Source organism: Bradyrhizobium ottawaense (assembly GCF_900099825.1).
In the GTDB taxonomy this organism is placed as follows: domain Bacteria; phylum Pseudomonadota; class Alphaproteobacteria; order Rhizobiales; family Xanthobacteraceae; genus Bradyrhizobium; species Bradyrhizobium ottawaense_A.
In genome coordinates, this window is record NZ_LT629693.1 from 5,732,783 (window position 1) to 5,749,415 (window position 16,633).

The window sequence follows — 16,633 nt, forward strand, 5'->3', positions numbered from 1 at the left end:
AAGCGAAACAGGAGTATGAAATGAAGACGCGTGCCGCTGTCGCTTTTGCGGCCAAGAAGCCGCTTGAAATCGTCGAACTCGACCTGGAGGGGCCGAAGGCCGGTGAGGTCCTTGTCGAGATCAAGGCGACCGGAATCTGTCACACCGACGCCTATACGCTCGACGGCTTCGACAGCGAGGGAATCTTTCCGTCGATTCTCGGGCATGAGGGCGCCGGCGTGGTTCGCGAGGTCGGTCCGGGCGTGACCTCGGTCAAGCCGGGCGATCATGTGATCCCGCTCTACACGCCGGAATGCCGCCAGTGCAAAAGCTGCCTGAGCCAGAAGACCAACCTGTGCACCGCAATCCGCGCCACCCAGGGCAAGGGCGTGATGCCCGACGGCACCTCGCGCTTCAGCTATCAGGGCAAGCCGGTCTTCCACTACATGGGCTGCTCGACCTTTTCCAACTTCACCGTGCTGCCGGAAATCGCGGTCGCAAGGATCCGCGAGGACGCGCCCTTCGACAAGAGTTGCTATATCGGATGCGGCGTGACGACCGGCGTCGGCGCCGTGGTCAACACCGCGAAGGTAACGCCGGGCTCAAACGTGGTGGTGTTCGGGCTTGGCGGGATCGGGCTCAACGTCATCCAGGGCGCCAAGATGGTGGGCGCTGACAAGATCATCGGCGTCGACATCAACGATTCCAAGGAAGACTGGGGCCGCCGCTTCGGCATGACCCACTTCGTCAACCCGACCAAGGTCGGCGGCGACATCGTCCAGCATCTGGTCGGACTGACCGACGGTGGCGCCGATTACACCTTCGACTGCACGGGCAATACCAATGTGATGCGCCAGGCGCTCGAAGCCTGTCACCGCGGCTGGGGCGTCTCCGTGATCATTGGGGTCGCGGAATCCGGCAAGGAAATCGCCACCCGGCCGTTCCAGCTGGTAACCGGCCGCGTCTGGAAAGGCACCGCGTTCGGCGGCGCACGAGGCCGCACCGACGTTCCCAAAATCGTCGACTGGTACATGAACGGAAAGATCGAGATCGATCCGATGATCACCCATGTCCTCAAGCTCGAGGAGATCAACAAGGGATTCGACCTGATGCACGAAGGCAAATCGATTCGTTCGGTCGTCGTATTCTGAATTGCAAACGGCAAACACAGGAGGAAAGGTCCATGACTGTTCATATCCACCCATCGATTGATGGCGGCGTCAAAAAGGGTTCAGGCAATTTTGCCGGCGGCACCCTTGTGTGCAAATGCAAGGACAAGCCGGTCAAGGTTGTCATCAAGGGCGATGTCGCCCACAACCACGCCTGCGGCTGCACCAAATGCTGGAAGCCGGAGGGGGCGACCTTCTCCGTGGTCGCGGTGGTGCCGCGCGACAATGTCAAGGTGACCGAGAACGGCGACAAGCTGCAGATCGTCGATGCATCGGCGACGATCCAGCGCTACGCCTGCAAGGTGTGCGGCACGCATATGTACGGCCGCATCGAGAACAAGGGACACCCGTTCTATGGTCTCGACTTTATCCATCCCGAACTGTTCCAGGAAGGCGGCTGGGCGGCGCCGGGGTTTGCGGCCTTCGTGTCGTCCGTACTGGAGTCTGGCGTCAAGCCGGAAGAAATGAGCGGAATCAGGTCTCGGCTCAAGGAGCTTGGGCTTGAGCCCTACGATTGCCTGAACCCGCCATTGATGGATGCGATCGCCAGCCACGTGGCAAAATCCAAGGCGGCCTGAGTTTACCTCCCTCGACCCCCGTGCTGACTTAAATCCGCCGGCAGCCCATGGCTGCCGGCGGATTTTTTGCGTGTCGAAGGCGGCCTGTCGAGGCGCGTCAGGTTCAGGCGTCCGTCGCGCGGTCAGCTTTCTTCTTGGCCGTTCTCTTGGCTGTTCTCTTGGCCGTTTTCTTGGCCGTTTTCGCCTGTTGTCGTGGGCCGAGCGTGACCACCTGTTCGACGTCGCCCTTGCGGGCCGGCTTGCCGCCTTCGTCGATCAAGGCAACCCTGAACCTTTGACCTGACGTCTTCGATCGCAACGTCAGCGGCGACGTACCCTTGCCGATCCAGTGGTCGCTCCATTCGGTCATGGCCATGAACGGCAGGCCGAGCGCGCGTCCCATTTCGGTCAGCGGATATTCGATCCGCGCCCGCTGCCCGTCGTCACGGTATTCGCGGCGCTCCACGATTCCGAGTTCGACCAGGGCGGCGAGGCGATGGCTCAGCACGCTGCGGGGGATCTCCAGTTCGACCTGGAAATCATCGAACCTGCGGACGCCGTACAGCGCCGATCGCAGGATCACCAGGGTCCAGCGGTCGCCTATCAGGCCGAATGCCTTCCACAGATTGCACTGATCCGGCGGGACGGGCGAGCGGCGGACGAGGGGGGCGTCGGTCATGCGGTCACTTTATCTGAGTTGCAAAAATGGATCTAGGTCTTTATGCTGAGTCCACTAAATGGACTCATATGAGGTTTTCATGCCCTACATTACTGTCAAGGCTCCGGCCGGTGTTCTCGGGGACGAAGCAAAGTCCGTGCTCGCCAACGGCATTTGCGCGGCTGCCGCGGAATGCGAACAGGTACCGGATGATCCGAAGATGCGCGCGCTGTGCGTGGTCACGATCGAGGAGAATGTCACCAGTCATCTGACGTTCGGCGGCAGCGACCTGTCGCAGATGGTGGTGTCGTTCGATGCCACGGTGAACATACCCAAGGGGGTCCTCGACGATCACAGCCGCGCCCGCTTTGTCGAACTGCTGCACAAGGCGGCCGTTGACACGCTTCCGGACGAGAAGCGCAGGATCGCCACTTCCTTTGTCATCAACGAGATCGAGGACGGCATGTGGGGCGTGCGCGGTAATTTGTGGAAGCTGCCGGATTTCGCTGCCGCTTCCGGCTACCGGCACTTGCAGCATCTTGTCGTAAATCGCTGACGTGAACAAGCGGTGGCCTTCGGCACGGGTTGGCGCCCTGCATGCCGAAAAGCGCCGGTCCCGTCGCGCTCGTCTGGTTCATCACAGAGGAAACACTTCGCATGCCCAATCGGTCCATGAAGCAGGACGACGCGCTCGAGGATTTTGCCGCCCGAGAGATCACGCTGAACAACATCACCAAGCGGGTCTATGTCGCCGGCAACGGTCCCGCCGTCATCGTCATGACGGAAATGCCGGGGATCAGCCCTCATGTCGCCCGCTTCAGCCGCTGGGTGCGCGACGCCGGATTCACCGTATACATGCCGTCGCTGTTCGGCCGTGACGGCGCCGTCCCCGGAGCCGAGGAGGGGGCGGCGATCTTCCAGCGCGCCTGTGTCAGCGCCGAGTTCCGGGCCTTCGCCGCCAACGAAAGCAGCCCCGTGACGCAATGGCTTCGGGCGCTGGCGAAACTGGCGCATCAGGAATGCGGCGGCCCGGGCGTCGGTGCCATCGGCATGTGCTTTACCGGAAATTTCGCGCTGTCGATGATGCTGGAGCCATCGATGCTGGCGCCGGTGCTGTCGCAGCCGTCGCTGCCGCTCAACGATCCGGCGGGCACCGGCATGGCACCTGCGGAACTCGCCGCCGTCAAGGCGCGCCTCGATCGCGACGACCTCACTGTGCTGGCCTATCGGTTCAGGGGAGACCGGTTTTGCCAGGCGCAGCGCTTCGCGGCTTTCTCCGAAGCGCTTGGCGATCGCTTCGTGCCCCGGGTGCTGGAAGACAGCGCGGCCAACACCGACCTTTCGCCGTTCTTCGCACAGCATGTGACGACTCCGCACAGCGTGGTGACGGCCCATCTGATCGATGAAGCCGGACAGCCGACCATCGCCGCGCGCGACGAGATATTGGCGTTCTTTGCCAGTCGTCTTGCTTCGTGAGCTGACGCGAAATCGCATCGATCCGCGATCGGCGTGACCGATGGTAGCGGCGGCCTACGCTGTCATTTTCGCGTCGCGAAAGACAGTCTTCGGTGCAGCCGAAGGCTGCTTCGTTGATCCCGGATTGTGCAGGTGGGGCGGATGCGCGAAAAGCGAACAAGTCGATTTTTGCAAGGCATCGCGTTGTGGCTGATCTCAAAACGCCTCCGCTTTGGCTCATTCGGGTCAACACGATTCTGCTCTGGTTCAATCCAGGCCTGAGCCTCATCGCCGTAGCTTTGGCATTGCTGGTGATCGCGGCCGCTGGTGAGCGCTCGGCTGGCAACAGCACAAATGCCGCGCCGCAGGTCGCCCGCCTCATCGATGCGCCATCGTCGGATCTCTGCCGTCCTTCGACCCCTCCGCCGGAGCTGCGGGATTTGCGCCTCTACGACTGATGGCACGGCAAAATTGATCGCCGATGGCTTGCGAGACCCTGTGTCTCCCATGGTATCAAGCTCACGCGCCCTGAGGATTTCACGCGTGCGAAGGCATCGAAAGAAATGGCCATGAATGCAGAGATAAAGCCCTATCGCATTTCGGTCGGAGACGAGGTGCTCGACGATCTGAAGTCGCGGCTGCGCAACACGCGCTGGCCGGAGGCCGAACTGGTCGACGACTGGAGCCAGGGTGCACCCCTGAAGTGGATCAAGGACGTCTGCCGCACCTGGGCCGAGGATTACGACTGGCGCGCGCGCGAGGCAAAACTCAATCGATTTGCGCAGTTCACCACCGAAATCGACGGGCTTGGTATTCATTTCCTGCACGTCCGCTCAAAGCATCCCGACGCGATGCCACTGATCATCACCCATGGCTGGCCCGGTTCGGTGGTCGAATTTCACAAGGTTATCGAGCCATTGACCGATCCGACCGCGCATGGCGGCGATGCGGCCGATGCGTTTCACGTCGTGTGCCCGTCGCTGCCGGGCTTCGGCTTTTCGGAGAAGCCGGCGGCATCAGGCTGGGGCGTCGATCGGATCGCATCCGCGTGGGCCGTGCTGATGGATCGGCTTGGATATGCGCGTTACGGCGCGCAAGGCGGCGACTGGGGATCGGCGGTGACCACGGCGCTCGGCGCGCAGGACGGCGATCATTGTGCCGGCATTCACATCACGCTGGCGATGGGGGCGCGGCCCAATGTGGAGGGCCAGCCGACGCCAGAGGAAGCCCGGGCGTTGCAGGGACTCAACTATTATGCCGACTGGGATTCCGGCTATTCCAAGCAGCAATCGACCCGGCCGCAGACCCTCGGATACGCGCTGACCGACTCGCCGAGCGGGCAGGCCGCCTGGATCCTGGAAAAATTCTGGGCCTGGACCGATTGCGACGGACACCCCGAAAACATTCTCGGCCGTGACGAGCTGCTCGACAATGTCATGTTGTACTGGGTGACCGCGACCGCCGCCTCGTCGGCGCGTCTGTATTGGGAAAGTTTTGGCCCGAAGCGCCGTACCGCCCACAAGGTCACGGTGCCGACCGGCGTCGCCGTCTTCCCAAAGGAAATCGTGACGCCGGTCCGCAAGTGGATGGAGCCGAGCTTCACCAATATCCGGCACTGGCGCGAAATGCCGAAGGGCGGCCACTTCGCGGCGTTCGAACAGCCCGGGCTGTTCGTGCCTGAGGTCCGGGACTTCTTCCGGACGCTGCGCAATCCCTCCGCATAAAGTCGGCTATCGGAGCATCCGGCTCGCGGCTAGACTCCGGCCATCAAGGCTCGCCCGGAGGGGGAAAAAGAAGCCACACCAGCCAGGGAGTGGTTTCAATGCTCGCCTTGATCGAAGGACATCCGAACGTCGATGTCATCATCTTCTATATTCTGGCCTCCGCGTTGCTCGCGGTAATCCTCTATCGGCACCACCAAAAGGTGGGTTAGTCGCAGGCAGGCCCGGTCGCCGCGTCGGCTGATCGGGCGCTCGCTTTTACATCGTTTACCCTTCAATTTCGGTCCATCGGGGCTGAAAGCGGCTGTTTGCGCCCCTTTTCAGGTCCGCGGACTGGATTTCAGCCCTGAAAACGTGACGGCGTCGCGGGCAAAATCGCCTCCAAAACCGGCTCAGCGGCATGTTTGTTGCATTTCAAACAGGCAACAAAGGAGCTGCGTTAATGACCATTATTCGCCGTCGTGAATTCATTGCCGGTCTTGGTGCCGGGCTATTGGCCGCCCCCGCTATCGTGCGGGCGGAGGGAGAGCCGATCGTCATCCGCGCCGGCGCGCTGAAGTTGATTCATTCGATCGCACCTTACTTCTACGATCAGTTCGTGCCGGCCGGTTACAAGGTCGAGGTACTGCCGTTCGAAACCCCGACTGAATGCAAGAACGCGGTTGTCACCAAGTCGGTCGATTTCGGCGCGTTCGGCATTGCCGCCGCGCTGCTCGGCGCCGCCGCCGGCGAGCCCGTCGTGGTGATCGCCTCGACCTGCAACCGCGGCATGGCCATCATCGCCAAGAAGGATGCAGGCATCGCCACCATCAAGGATCTGAAGGGCAAGCGCGTCGCGGTGTTTCCGGGCACGACCCAGGAAGTCTTCTTCCTCGAGCGGTTGCGCATGGAAGGCATGACCATCAAGGACGTCGAACCGGTTCGCGTCTCCTTCAGTGAAATGCACATCGCGCTGTCGCGTGGCGACATCGACGCCTATGTCGGCGCCGAGCCCGGTCCTGGGGTGTCGCTGTCCAGCGGCGTCGGCACACTGGTGGAATATCCCTATTCGACCGCGATGGGGTCGCTCAACATGGTGTTCGGTACCCACCGCGACGTGATCACCGAGAAGCCGGATCTGGTTCGCGTCATGCTCGGTATCCACCAGCGTGCGACTGATTTCGCCGCGACCAACAAGGACGCGCTGGTCGCGATGGCGTCTAGCAAGCTCGGTCAGAAAAAGGAAGCGATCGAGGCTTCGGTGCCCAATGTCGAACTGACCTGGCGGCTCGACGCCAAGCAGATCGAACAATCCAGGATCTATGCCGATCACATGCTGGCACTGAAGCAGATCAAGCGGCTGCCGGATTTCGCGACCTTCATCGACGCCAGCTTCGTCGATGCGATGAAGCCGACCTGACCGTGACCACGCTGGCGTCCGATACCGAGGAGGGAGCCGCCCCGGCGCGCGAGGTGCCGCGGGCGGCGATCTGGTGGCCGCGGCTGCGGCCGGTGCTGCTGGCGGTGACGTTTCCGCTGGCGATGCTGGCGTTCTGGCATTTTGCTACCGTCGGGCGGCCGGGCAGCCTGATCCCACCGCCTTACGAAGTCTGGCAGGAACTGCAGGATCTCGCTTTCGGCGGCATCAATGACGACGCCTACAGCAAGACCCTGCACATTCATCTCCTGGCTTCGGTCAGCCGCGTCTATGGCGGGTTTGCGCTGGCGCTGGTCGTAGCCCTGCCATTGGGCATGCTGATCGGCCGCATACCAATCGTCCGGCAGATACTCGATCCGACCATCCAGATCCTCAGGCCGGTGCCGGTCACAGCATGGCTGCCGCTGGCGATGATCATCTTCGGGCTCGGGCCGCGCTCGGCGTTCTTCCTGGTGTTTCTCGGTGCGTTCTATCCGATCCTGGTGAATACCATCTTTGGTGTGCGCTCGGTCGAGCCGCGGTTGTTCGAGGCAGCCTCCATGCTCGGCTGTACCGGGCCGGCGCAATTCTTTCGCGTCGTGCTGCCGGCGGCGTTGCCGTCGATCTTCACCGGCATGCGGCTCGGCTTGGGGTTCGCCTGGGTCGTCATCGTGGTTGGCGAGATGACCGGGGTGCAGACCGGGTTAGGGGCCATCATCATGGAAGCGCGCCAGCTCTCGCGCACCGAAATCGTGATTTCCGGCATGATCGTGATCGGCGCGTTCGGCTTCCTGTCCGATCAGCTCGTGATGCTGATCGGACGCCGGCTTCTGGCCTGGAGTCCATCACATGGCTGAAGCTACCGTTCCGATTCTCGAAATGAAGAATGTCGGCAAGATCTATTCGCAAAATGGCCGCGCTATCGAGGCGCTGCGCGGCGCCAATCTGAAGGTGAAGAAGGGCGAATTCATCTGCCTGATCGGCGCTTCCGGTTGCGGCAAGTCGACCTTGCTGCGGATGGCCGCAGGCTTCGAGGCCGCGACCCATGGCGACAACCTGATGTGGGGCATGCCGATCACGGGGCCGGGGCCGAGCCGCGGCATGGTGTTTCAGGATTACGGATTGTTTCCCTGGCTCAGCGTCCGCGACAATATCGGCTTCGGCCCGAAGTCGCGCGGGCGTACCAAGGCTGAAATCCGCGAAACCTCCGATCATTTCATCGAGCTCGTCGGCCTGCAGAATTTCGCCGATGTCTATCCGCACCAGCTTTCCGGCGGCATGAAGCAGCGCGTCGCCATCGCCCGCGTACTCGCCAACGACGCCGAGGTGGTGTTGATGGACGAGCCGTTCGGCGCACTGGACGCGATGACGCGCGAACGGTTGCAGGACGAATTGGTGGAGATCTGGTCGCGCACCGGGCTGACGGTATTGTTCGTCACCCATGCTATCGAGGAAGCGATCTTTCTGGCCGACCGCGTCGTGGTGATGTCGCCCGGTCCGGGCCGAATCGACAACGAGTACATCATCGACCTGCCGCGGCCGCGCGATACCACCAGCAACGATTTCAACGCGTGGCGTCGCCTGCTTTCGTCGCAACTGCACAGCCATCACGGACGCAAGGCCGGCTGATAAGGGCGGCAAGAAGAAAGCCCTGGCTGATGCGATCAGCCGGGGCTTCTTCGTCAGACAGGTCTCAGGAACAGACGTTCACAAGCCGGACGCTCGGTCCGCGAAAGGTGTCGACGATGCGCTTCTGATAGCAACCGTCGCTTCCGCCGATATAGAACGACGAGCCACCGAAGAAATGGCTGTGGCGATAGCCACCATGCCAGTATCCGCCGTTGTTGCCCCAGTTGCCCTTCGGGTAGATCCCGCCATACGGGCCACCCATTTTGCCGCCACCATGCCCGCCCATTCCGTGCGCGGAGGCGATCGAAGGCGTGAGCGCTGCGCTCAGCGAAGCAACGGCAACAAGTGCGATAGTCATTTTACGAAACATCGTTTTTCTTCTTCCATGTGTTGTGGTGCTGTGCACCGTCCAAGTGTTGTTGTGACGTGACGTGCATGGAGATGGTTCACTGCATTTTTCTGAATGGATGTTCAGGCAATCGTTTAAAACTACGCGGATTTATCGAGCGCGCGTTGACGGCGCATGAACACGAGGAAAATCGGATTCCGTTGCCAGATTCGGTCCATGCCGTCTCGTGCCAACCACAGCGATTTCGCGATGCGAGGCCTGCATAAATTGCTCCTGACAAGGCCAGGACAAAAGTGCAGACTGCGATTCAAAGTGAACATCGGGCACTGCAATAGTCCGAGATTGGGGAGGCGCTGGGATGCGGACTGACCGTGATTTGCCGGGAACCAGACGCACATCCGCGCAGCCAGCGAACTCAAAACATTCAGGTCACGTCACGCGCCGGAGCCTGCTTGCCAGCGCGGCCCTTCTGGTCATGACCTCAGGCGTCAGCGCGCGGGTGGTGACAAAAGTGCTGCCCTGGCAACCCAACGAAGCCTATCCGGTCCCGCCGGTGATTCCGGGCGGCTATCTTTTCTTTACCCCGGCGGAGGCCGCCGCGGTCGACGCCATCGTCGATCGCCTGATCCCGACCGACGATCTCGGACCGGGCGCCAAGGATTCAGGCGTCACCACCTTCATCGACCGGCAACTCACCGGTCCCTTCGGCGGGCACGACTGGCTCTATATGCAGGGGCCGTTTTCCTCGACGCCGTTGCCGACGCAAGGCTTGCAGTCGCCGCTGGTGCCGCGCCAACAATACCGGCTCGGGCTTGCGGCGCTGGAGGCCTATTGCAAGGCGAATTTCAACGGCCGCAGCTTCATCCAGCTCAATGGCGACGAAAAGGACAAATTGCTCGGCGGCATGGAGAAGGGCGACGTCAAGTTCGACAACTTCTCGAGCCGGATGCTGTTCAACGCCGTCTATGCCAACACCATGGAAGGCTTCTTCGCCGATCCGATCTATGGCGGCAACCGCGACATGGCGGGCTGGAAACTGATCGGCTTTCCCGGCACTCGCTACGATTTCCGCGACGTGATGGCGAAACCAAACCAGGCCTACACGCTGCCGCCGGTGGCGATGCAGGGCCGTCCGGCGTGGGGAGAAAACTGATGGCCCGCCGTCTTCCCCGCAAGGATGTCGTCATCGTCGGTCTCGGCTGGACCGGATCGATCCTCGCTCTAGAGCTCGCCCGCACCGGCCTGGATGTCGTCGCGATCGAGCGCGGCCCGTGGCGCGACACCGCGTCCGATTTCAACATCGGCACCGCACCCGATGAGCTGCGCTATGGCGTCCGCCATGACGTCTTCCTGCGCCCGAAGCAGGAAACGCTGACGATGCGAAACAATCCTTCGCAGACGGCGCTGCCGATCCGCAAATGGGGCAGCTTTCTGCCCGGCAACGGCGTCGGCGGCGCCGGCGTGCACTGGAACGGCCAGACCTGGCGTTTCCTCCCCGACGATTTCCGCATCCGCGCCCACATGATCGAGCGCTACGGCGAGGGCATCATGCCCGAGGGCAATCACATCCAGGATTGGCCCGTCAGCTACGAAGATCTCGAGCCTTATTACGACAAGTTCGAATATGTCGCCGGCATCTCCGGCAAGGCCGGCAACATCAAGGGCGCGAAGCAATCCGGTGGCAATTTCTTCGAAGGCGCGCGCGAGCGTGACTATCCGACGCCGCCGATGACGCAAGGCTACGCCCAGACGCTGTTCACCAAGGCGGCCGGCGACCTCGGCCTGCACCCGTTCCCGCGTCCGTCCGCCAACATTTCGCTGGCCTATACCAACCCGTATGGCTGCAGCATGGCGCCGTGTACTTATTGCGGTTTCTGCGAACGCTTCGGCTGCGCCAACTATTCGAAGGCCAGCCCGCAGACCTGTGTGCTGCCCGCGCTGGTGCGCGAGCCGACCTTTGAGGCGCGCACTGACAGCGAGGTGACAAGAGTCAATCTTGCGAAGGATGGCAAGACCGCGACCGGCGTCACCTATGTCGATCTCAACGGCGAGGAATGGGAGCAGCCGGCGGACCTCGTGCTGGTCTGCGCCTACAGTCTCTTCAACGTCCGCCTGCTGCTGCTGTCGGGCATCGGCAAGCCCTACGATCCCGCCACCGGCGAGGGCACGGTCGGGCGCAACTATGCCTACCAGACCGGCTCCGGCTCCACGGCATTCTTCGAGGATGCCAAGTTCAACCCGTTCGCGGCGGCAGGTTCACTGGGGGTGGCGCTCGACGACTATAACAGCGACAATTTCGACCACGGGCCGCACGGTTTTGTCGGCGGCGCCTCGATCACCTGCGCCTACACCAACGGACGGCCGATCCAGTACCATCCGGTGCCGCGCGGCACGCCGACCTGGGGCAGCCAGTGGAAGAAGGCGGTCAAGGAAACCTACCAGCGCGTCACCAATGTCGGCGCGCAGGGCAGCGTGATGAGCTATCGCAACAACTATCTCGATCTCGATCCGACCTACAAGGATCCGCTGGGACGTCCGCTGATGCGGATGACGTTCGACTATCAGGACAACGAGAAGAAGATGGCGAACTGGATGGCGGATCGCTGCGACGAGATCGCGAAAGCGATGGGCGCCAAGACCACGCAGGTCAACCGTCTCAATGTCCCCTGGAACGTGGTGCCGTATCAAACCACGCACAACACCGGCGGCGCGATCATGGGCGCCGATCCCAAGACCAGCGTGCTCAACCGCTATTTGCAGTCGTGGGATGTCTCGAACGTGTTCGTGATGGGCGCGTCAGCGTTCCCGCAAAATGCAGGCTACAACCCGACCGGCACGGTGGGCGCGCTGACCTACTGGTCGCTCGACGCCATCAAGAAGTACCTGAAGTCGCCCGGACCGCTGGTGCAGACATGAGGCCAGCGATGAGAAGTGTTATCGCGTTTGTCGCTTTGATCGCGGCCGGTCCGGCGCTGGCGGAACAGGATAATTACATCGACTTCGCGCGTGGCAAGGCGTTGGCCACGGCCGGCGATTGCATCGCCTGTCACACCGCGCCCGGCGGCCGGCCGTTTGCCGGCGGCCTGGCGCTGCAGACGCCGTTCGGCGCGATCATGACGCCGAACCTGACGCCTGACGAGGCGACCGGTATAGGCCGCTGGTCAAAGGACAATTTTGCGCGCGCGATGCACGAGGGGCGGCGGCCGGACGGGACCTATCTCTATCCGGCGTTTCCATACCCGTATTACACCAAGGTGACGCGGCAGGACACCGACGCGATCTACGATTATTTGCGGACGCTGACGCCGGTGTCGAACGTCGTCAATCGCAGGACGTTGCCGTTTCCGTTCAGCATCCGAACCTCGATGTTGGGATGGAACGCGCTGTTCTTCACGCCTGGCTATTTCGCTGCGGACCCTGGTCGCTCCGAGGAATTCAACCGCGGTGCCTATCTGGTTGAAGGTCTCGGCCACTGCGGCGCGTGCCACACGCCGCTCAACGTCTTCGGCGCCAACAAGGCCGATCAGTACCTGAAGGGCAACCCGATCGATAACTGGATCGCGCCCAACATCACCAACGATTCCCAGGCCGGTCTCGGCAACTGGTCCGTCGATGACATCGTGCAGTACCTGAAGAACGGCCAGACCCGCTCCAGCCTTGCCAGTGGACCGATGAAGGACGTGATCGAGAACTCGACGTCGAAGATGCCGGACGCCGATCTCAAGGCGATCGCAGTTTACCTGAAGGAACGCGGCGCTTCGGGCCCGCCGGCGCCCGTGCCGCTGTCGACCAGCGATCCGCAGATGGTGGTCGGGCAGGCGATCTTCACCGATACCTGTGCGGCCTGCCACGCGACCAACGGGACCGGCGTCGAACGGCTGTTTCCGCGTCTGGCCGGCAACGCCATCGTCAAACAAGATGATCCTTCGTCGCTGGTGCACATCATCCTGACCGGGGCGCGGGCGACTGGCACCGAAGCGCGGCCGACATCGCCCGCGATGCCGTCGCTCGGCTATCGGCTCAATGACAACCAGATCGCGGCCGTCGTCACTTACATTCGCAATAGCTGGGGCAACGCCGCGCCGCGGGTCGATGCAGATGTGGTCAGGACGCTGCGCGGGCGGCTGTCGTCGGCGGGGAACTGATACGCAAGGTGCTTTCGGCTAAAGGTACCAGGCGAGCACGGCCTTGAGCAGGGCGTTGTCAATGACCGGCAGCACCACGACCTGGTTCATGCCCGCCGCGCGCGCGAGCTGCGATGCGATGCATTCGTCGAGCTTCAGATGCTCGTTGATCGCGGGCATGCCGGTTGCCCAGGCGCCGCCGATGCTGCCTTCGCCCTTGCGAATGGTCTTTGACGCATAGAGCGTCGCCAGGTCGGTATTCTCAGAGCAATCGCCGGACTGAAACGTCAGCACCGATCGCGATGTATCCGGCACCCAGATTTCAAACCGCCTGGCGATCGGTGTCGCCTGCGCCGACAGCAACGTCATCACCCAGGTCTGGTCGCCGGTCGTGTAGGGAATGCCGACGCCGCAGTTGATGCCGATTTCGGAGGCTTCCTCCCAGCGCAGGAATCCCTTGGCATTGTGCAGGTCCTTGATGATCAAGGGCATCCCGGCCTTCCAGGTGCGGCCGGGCAGGCCGAAGCCGCGCGGAAATTTGGTGTGGCGGGAATTGAACTCGAACATGTCGGCGGTGCCGTAATAGCCGTCGACCAGCCCCATCTCGTGCGATTTGTCCGGGTCGTTGTGCCATAGCTCGATGGCGCCGACGTGCTTCTCGTCGGCGCCGCAGAACAGCACCATGACGGCCATCAGAAATTCGCCGGCAAACACCGGCAGCGCCACGCCGCAGGTTAATCCTGCCTCGACCGCCTCGTCGGATCGCTTGAAATAGGTGTTGGCGAATTTCGTCAGGATGACCGGATGGCCGCTGGCCCATGCCTTGCCGGGCAACCCCTCGTCATAGGCGAACAGCGCGTTTTCGCTGAGCGCCTTGAATTCCGAATACGCCTCGCCACACAGGCCGCCGCCGAATTCCAGCCGCGTACGGGTTCGGTCGGGTACCCACAGCTCAACCACGCGAATGAATGTCTTCATCGGGACGAACCTGATCGCTACGCCGGCACTTTAGCATCGGCGATTTGACGATGGTACGTGCGATCAAATTACAGGCAGGCTTCGCCCAAACTTCGTGCGGAGCCCAGTCAAGTCATGCGTGTCGCCCCGAACCTCAGTTGCGATACGATGGATCGGTGCGGTCGAGCTTGCGCAGCAGCGCCGGCCAGGCGAGATCGCCGTTGCGGGCGGGCCGGTTCGGATGCGGCCGCATTTTGTCATAGGTCTCCTGCAGCACTTCCTTCGGCGGATAGGTCAGCTTGGTGTTGCAGGACAACGCCATGATCTGCACCTGGCAGGCGCGCTCGAGACGGAACAACACGTTGAAGGCCGCCGGCACGGTACGGCCGACGACGAGCAGTCCGTGATTGCGCAGGATCATCGCCTCGTGATCGCCGAGGTCCCTGACCAGCCGCGCGCGCTCGTCGACATCGTCGGCGATGCCTTCGAAGTCGTGATAGGCGATGTGGAGAAACCGCATCGAGGTCTGCGCCAGCGGCAGCAGCCCGCATTCCATCGCCGAGACCGCCATGCCGGCCGGCGTGTGGGTATGCGCCACGCAATCCATGTCGTGCTTGGCCATGTGGATGGCGCTGTGAATCACGAAGCCGGCGACGTTGACGTCGTAGTCGGATTCATTGAACAGCGTGTTGCCTTCGACATCGACCTTGATCAGGCAGGAGGCGTCGATTTCCTCGTAGAGCATGCCGTAGGGATTGATCAGAAACTGATCGGTCGTCCCCGGCACTCGGCAGGAGATGTGGTTGGCGACCATCTCGGTCATGCCGTACATCGCGGTGAGGCGGTAGCAGGCCGCCAGATCGACCCGCGCCTGCCACTCCTCGGCGCTGACCTGTTCGCGAACCGATTTGACGACCTTGATGGCAGGCGAACTGGCGGGAGGATTCATGGCGCTTCTCCGGTGACAAATCGGGCCGGCGAAGGCCCGCTCATTTGCGGCCAGAATACAGGCAAAATTCGCTGCGCCGCAAGGCGAGCCAAGCAGGCGTTATTGCAGGTCTGGCGGGTGAAATCCGAATGCGCCGGTTGGCGCAAATCCGCTTCGGTGCCAGTATGAGGCAAAGCGCGAAGACCGGGGCCGAACCGCAATGCACCATCCTGCGATCCGTATCGCCGTCCTGCATTTTTCCCACGAAACCGTCACTTTCCTGAACAACGACACCACGCTGGATGACTTCATCTATCCGGGGTCGCCAGCCAAAGGCGAGGCGCTGTTGGGGGCGTATCCGAAATCCTATATGGGTGGCTTCGTGAAGATGGCGCGGGAGTTCGATGGTGTCGAACTGACCGGCATTGAATCGCCGCTGTGGCCCAAAACCGGGATCGGGTCGGGCTGGGTCACCGAACAGGCGTTCGAGACCTTTGTCGGCCGGATGATCGCGGGGATCAGGGCCGAGGCGGCGTTCGACGGCGTCTATCTCTGCGTCCACGGCGCGATGGCGGTGCGGGGCGTGCCGCGGCCGGAAGCCGAGCTGGCGCGGCGGGTGCGTGAAGCGGTCGGGCCGAAGGTGTTCATCGCTGCGACCTTCGATCTGCACGGCAACGAGGACGAAGCGTTCCTGCAGCACGCCGACATGGCGTTCGCCGTAAAGTACTTCCCGCATTACGACGAGTATCTGCAGGGCGAACGCGCGGCGCGAATTTTGGTGCGGGCGATCCGCGGCGACTACAAGCCCACGCATGTTACGTTGCGCGTTCCCGTGATCTCGCCGACGGTGTTGCAATGGACCGGCGCTTCGCCGTGGATGGACCTGGTGCAGCGCGCGCTGACCTGGGAGGCGCGCGAGCCGGACACCTATGTGAACATCTTCTTCGGCTTTCCGTTTGCCGACGTGCCCGATGTCGGCATGACGGTGCAGGTATTGACCAACGGCAATCCCGAACTGGCCGAGCGCGTCGGCCGCGATATCTCCAGCGCCATCTGGCGGGTGCGCGAGGCGCTGCTGAAATCCACGAAAATCCACAGCATTGCGGCAGGTGTCGCGCTGGCAAAGCAGGCGGTCGCTAGCGGCGCCACGCCGGTGGTGCTGGCCGATCACTCCGACCGCTCCGGCTCGGCGACCTGGCTGCTCCGCGAGATCATCGCGCAAGACGTCGCCAACACCTTGATCGCCACCATTGCCGACGCAGGGGTCACGGCGAAACTCAAAGCCGGAGGCGCGAAGGAGGGCGACAGCTTTGATATGGAGGTCGGCGGGCTGGCGGATGAATCCGCAGGCCAACCGGTGCGCATCCGAGGCACTATCCTGAAAGCCGTCGAAGGCTACGGCCAGTTCTGGGTCTGCATTGGGTTCGGCCGCAACAACGTGCTGATCCTCTCGACCTATCTGGTGCAGGTCATGGAGCCGTTTTCGCTGAAAGCGCTGGGGCTGGACATCGCTTCATTCGAGGTCATGGCGATCAAATCGCGCGTTCATTTCAGACGCGGCTTTGACGACAACGGATTTGCCAAGACGATCCTGCTGGTCGAACCGGAACAGCCGTTTCTCGGCACCACGCGCCTTGAAGGCCTGCCGTATGAAAACGTCGATCTCACGCAGTTTTATCCTTACGGAAGTCCGGCGTTTCCAGTCTGAGCG

General features: G+C 62.3%; 17 protein-coding genes. 13 read left to right on the plus strand and 4 right to left on the minus strand.

Going from position 1 to position 16,633, the window contains the following annotated elements:
- Window positions 1–20: 20 nt before the first annotated feature.
- Together BLR13_RS26775 and gfa are read left to right on the plus strand one after the other, a co-directional pair.
- Window positions 21–1,130 carry an S-(hydroxymethyl)glutathione dehydrogenase/class III alcohol dehydrogenase gene (locus BLR13_RS26775; protein ID WP_074817733.1) on the plus strand — a complete coding sequence of 370 codons (1,110 nt, stop codon included), beginning with the start codon at window positions 21–23 and terminating at the stop codon, window positions 1,128–1,130.
- Window positions 1,131–1,162: 32 nt separating this feature from the next.
- Window positions 1,163–1,726: an S-(hydroxymethyl)glutathione synthase gene (gene gfa, locus BLR13_RS26780; protein WP_074817731.1), complete on the plus strand. Its 564-nt coding sequence runs from the start codon at window positions 1,163–1,165 to the stop codon at window positions 1,724–1,726.
- Window positions 1,727–1,829: 103 nt separating this feature from the next.
- Here the strand turns inward: gfa and BLR13_RS26785 are convergent, their stop codons facing one another.
- On the minus strand, window positions 1,830–2,384 hold the full coding sequence (locus BLR13_RS26785; protein ID WP_074817728.1) for a winged helix-turn-helix transcriptional regulator: 555 nt from the start codon (window positions 2,382–2,384) through the stop codon (window positions 1,830–1,832).
- Between the two features lie 79 nt (window positions 2,385–2,463).
- Between BLR13_RS26785 and BLR13_RS26790 the strand changes: the two genes are divergently transcribed.
- The 7 genes from BLR13_RS26790 (at window position 2,464) to BLR13_RS26820 (ending at window position 8,564) form a co-directional block, all read left to right on the plus strand.
- Window positions 2,464–2,919, plus strand: coding sequence for a tautomerase family protein (locus BLR13_RS26790; protein ID WP_074831070.1), 456 nt, complete (start codon window positions 2,464–2,466; stop codon window positions 2,917–2,919).
- A 101-nt stretch (window positions 2,920–3,020) separates the two neighbouring features.
- Window positions 3,021–3,839, plus strand: coding sequence for a dienelactone hydrolase family protein (locus tag BLR13_RS26795; protein ID WP_074831069.1), 819 nt, complete (start codon window positions 3,021–3,023; stop codon window positions 3,837–3,839).
- A 92-nt stretch (window positions 3,840–3,931) separates the two neighbouring features.
- Complete coding sequence (locus BLR13_RS26800) at window positions 3,932–4,276, plus strand: hypothetical protein (RefSeq protein ID WP_143039665.1); 345 nt, start codon at window positions 3,932–3,934, stop codon at window positions 4,274–4,276.
- A 111-nt stretch (window positions 4,277–4,387) separates the two neighbouring features.
- Window positions 4,388–5,542 carry an epoxide hydrolase family protein gene (locus BLR13_RS26805; RefSeq protein WP_074831067.1) on the plus strand — a complete coding sequence of 385 codons (1,155 nt, stop codon included), beginning with the start codon at window positions 4,388–4,390 and terminating at the stop codon, window positions 5,540–5,542.
- A 445-nt stretch (window positions 5,543–5,987) separates the two neighbouring features.
- The gene (locus BLR13_RS26810; RefSeq protein WP_074831065.1) at window positions 5,988–6,938 is read left to right on the plus strand and encodes an ABC transporter substrate-binding protein; all 951 of its coding nucleotides are present in this window, start codon (window positions 5,988–5,990) and stop codon (window positions 6,936–6,938) included.
- 11 nt (window positions 6,939–6,949) lie between these two features.
- Window positions 6,950–7,792, plus strand: coding sequence for an ABC transporter permease (locus BLR13_RS26815; RefSeq protein ID WP_074831064.1), 843 nt, complete (start codon window positions 6,950–6,952; stop codon window positions 7,790–7,792).
- Window positions 7,785–8,564: an ABC transporter ATP-binding protein gene (locus tag BLR13_RS26820; RefSeq protein ID WP_074817724.1), complete on the plus strand. Its 780-nt coding sequence runs from the start codon at window positions 7,785–7,787 to the stop codon at window positions 8,562–8,564. The genes BLR13_RS26815 and BLR13_RS26820 overlap by 8 nt, the downstream gene beginning before the upstream one ends.
- A 64-nt stretch (window positions 8,565–8,628) precedes the next feature.
- On the opposite strand, the gene BLR13_RS26825 is transcribed toward BLR13_RS26820, so the two are convergent.
- Window positions 8,629–8,934, minus strand: a complete 306-nt coding sequence (locus BLR13_RS26825; protein WP_074817722.1) for a hypothetical protein — start codon at window positions 8,932–8,934, stop codon at window positions 8,629–8,631.
- Window positions 8,935–9,388: 454 nt separating this feature from the next.
- Here BLR13_RS26825 and BLR13_RS26830 point away from each other — a divergent pair, with 454 nt between their 5' ends.
- Genes BLR13_RS26830 through BLR13_RS26840 form a run of 3 tightly spaced genes read left to right on the plus strand, consistent with a single transcriptional unit; the run spans window position 9,389 to window position 13,058 of the window.
- Window positions 9,389–10,066, plus strand: coding sequence for a gluconate 2-dehydrogenase subunit 3 family protein (locus tag BLR13_RS26830; protein WP_171944936.1), 678 nt, complete (start codon window positions 9,389–9,391; stop codon window positions 10,064–10,066).
- On the plus strand, window positions 10,066–11,829 hold the full coding sequence (locus BLR13_RS26835; protein WP_074817720.1) for a GMC family oxidoreductase: 1,764 nt from the start codon (window positions 10,066–10,068) through the stop codon (window positions 11,827–11,829). The genes BLR13_RS26830 and BLR13_RS26835 overlap by 1 nt, the downstream gene beginning before the upstream one ends.
- Before the next feature lie 8 nt (window positions 11,830–11,837).
- On the plus strand, window positions 11,838–13,058 hold the full coding sequence (locus BLR13_RS26840; RefSeq protein WP_079585829.1) for a cytochrome c: 1,221 nt from the start codon (window positions 11,838–11,840) through the stop codon (window positions 13,056–13,058).
- Between the two features lie 18 nt (window positions 13,059–13,076).
- Here BLR13_RS26840 and BLR13_RS26845 read toward each other — a convergent pair whose 3' ends face one another.
- Window positions 13,077–14,015: a GAF domain-containing protein gene (locus BLR13_RS26845; protein ID WP_074817714.1), complete on the minus strand. Its 939-nt coding sequence runs from the start codon at window positions 14,013–14,015 to the stop codon at window positions 13,077–13,079.
- Window positions 14,016–14,148: 133 nt separating this feature from the next.
- The gene (locus tag BLR13_RS26850) at window positions 14,149–14,943 is read right to left on the minus strand and encodes a class II aldolase/adducin family protein (protein ID WP_074817712.1); all 795 of its coding nucleotides are present in this window, start codon (window positions 14,941–14,943) and stop codon (window positions 14,149–14,151) included.
- A gap of 199 nt (window positions 14,944–15,142) precedes the next feature.
- Between BLR13_RS26850 and BLR13_RS26855 the strand changes: the two genes are divergently transcribed.
- Complete coding sequence (locus BLR13_RS26855; protein ID WP_074817710.1) at window positions 15,143–16,630, plus strand: M81 family metallopeptidase; 1,488 nt, start codon at window positions 15,143–15,145, stop codon at window positions 16,628–16,630.
- Window positions 16,631–16,633 lie beyond the last annotated feature (3 nt).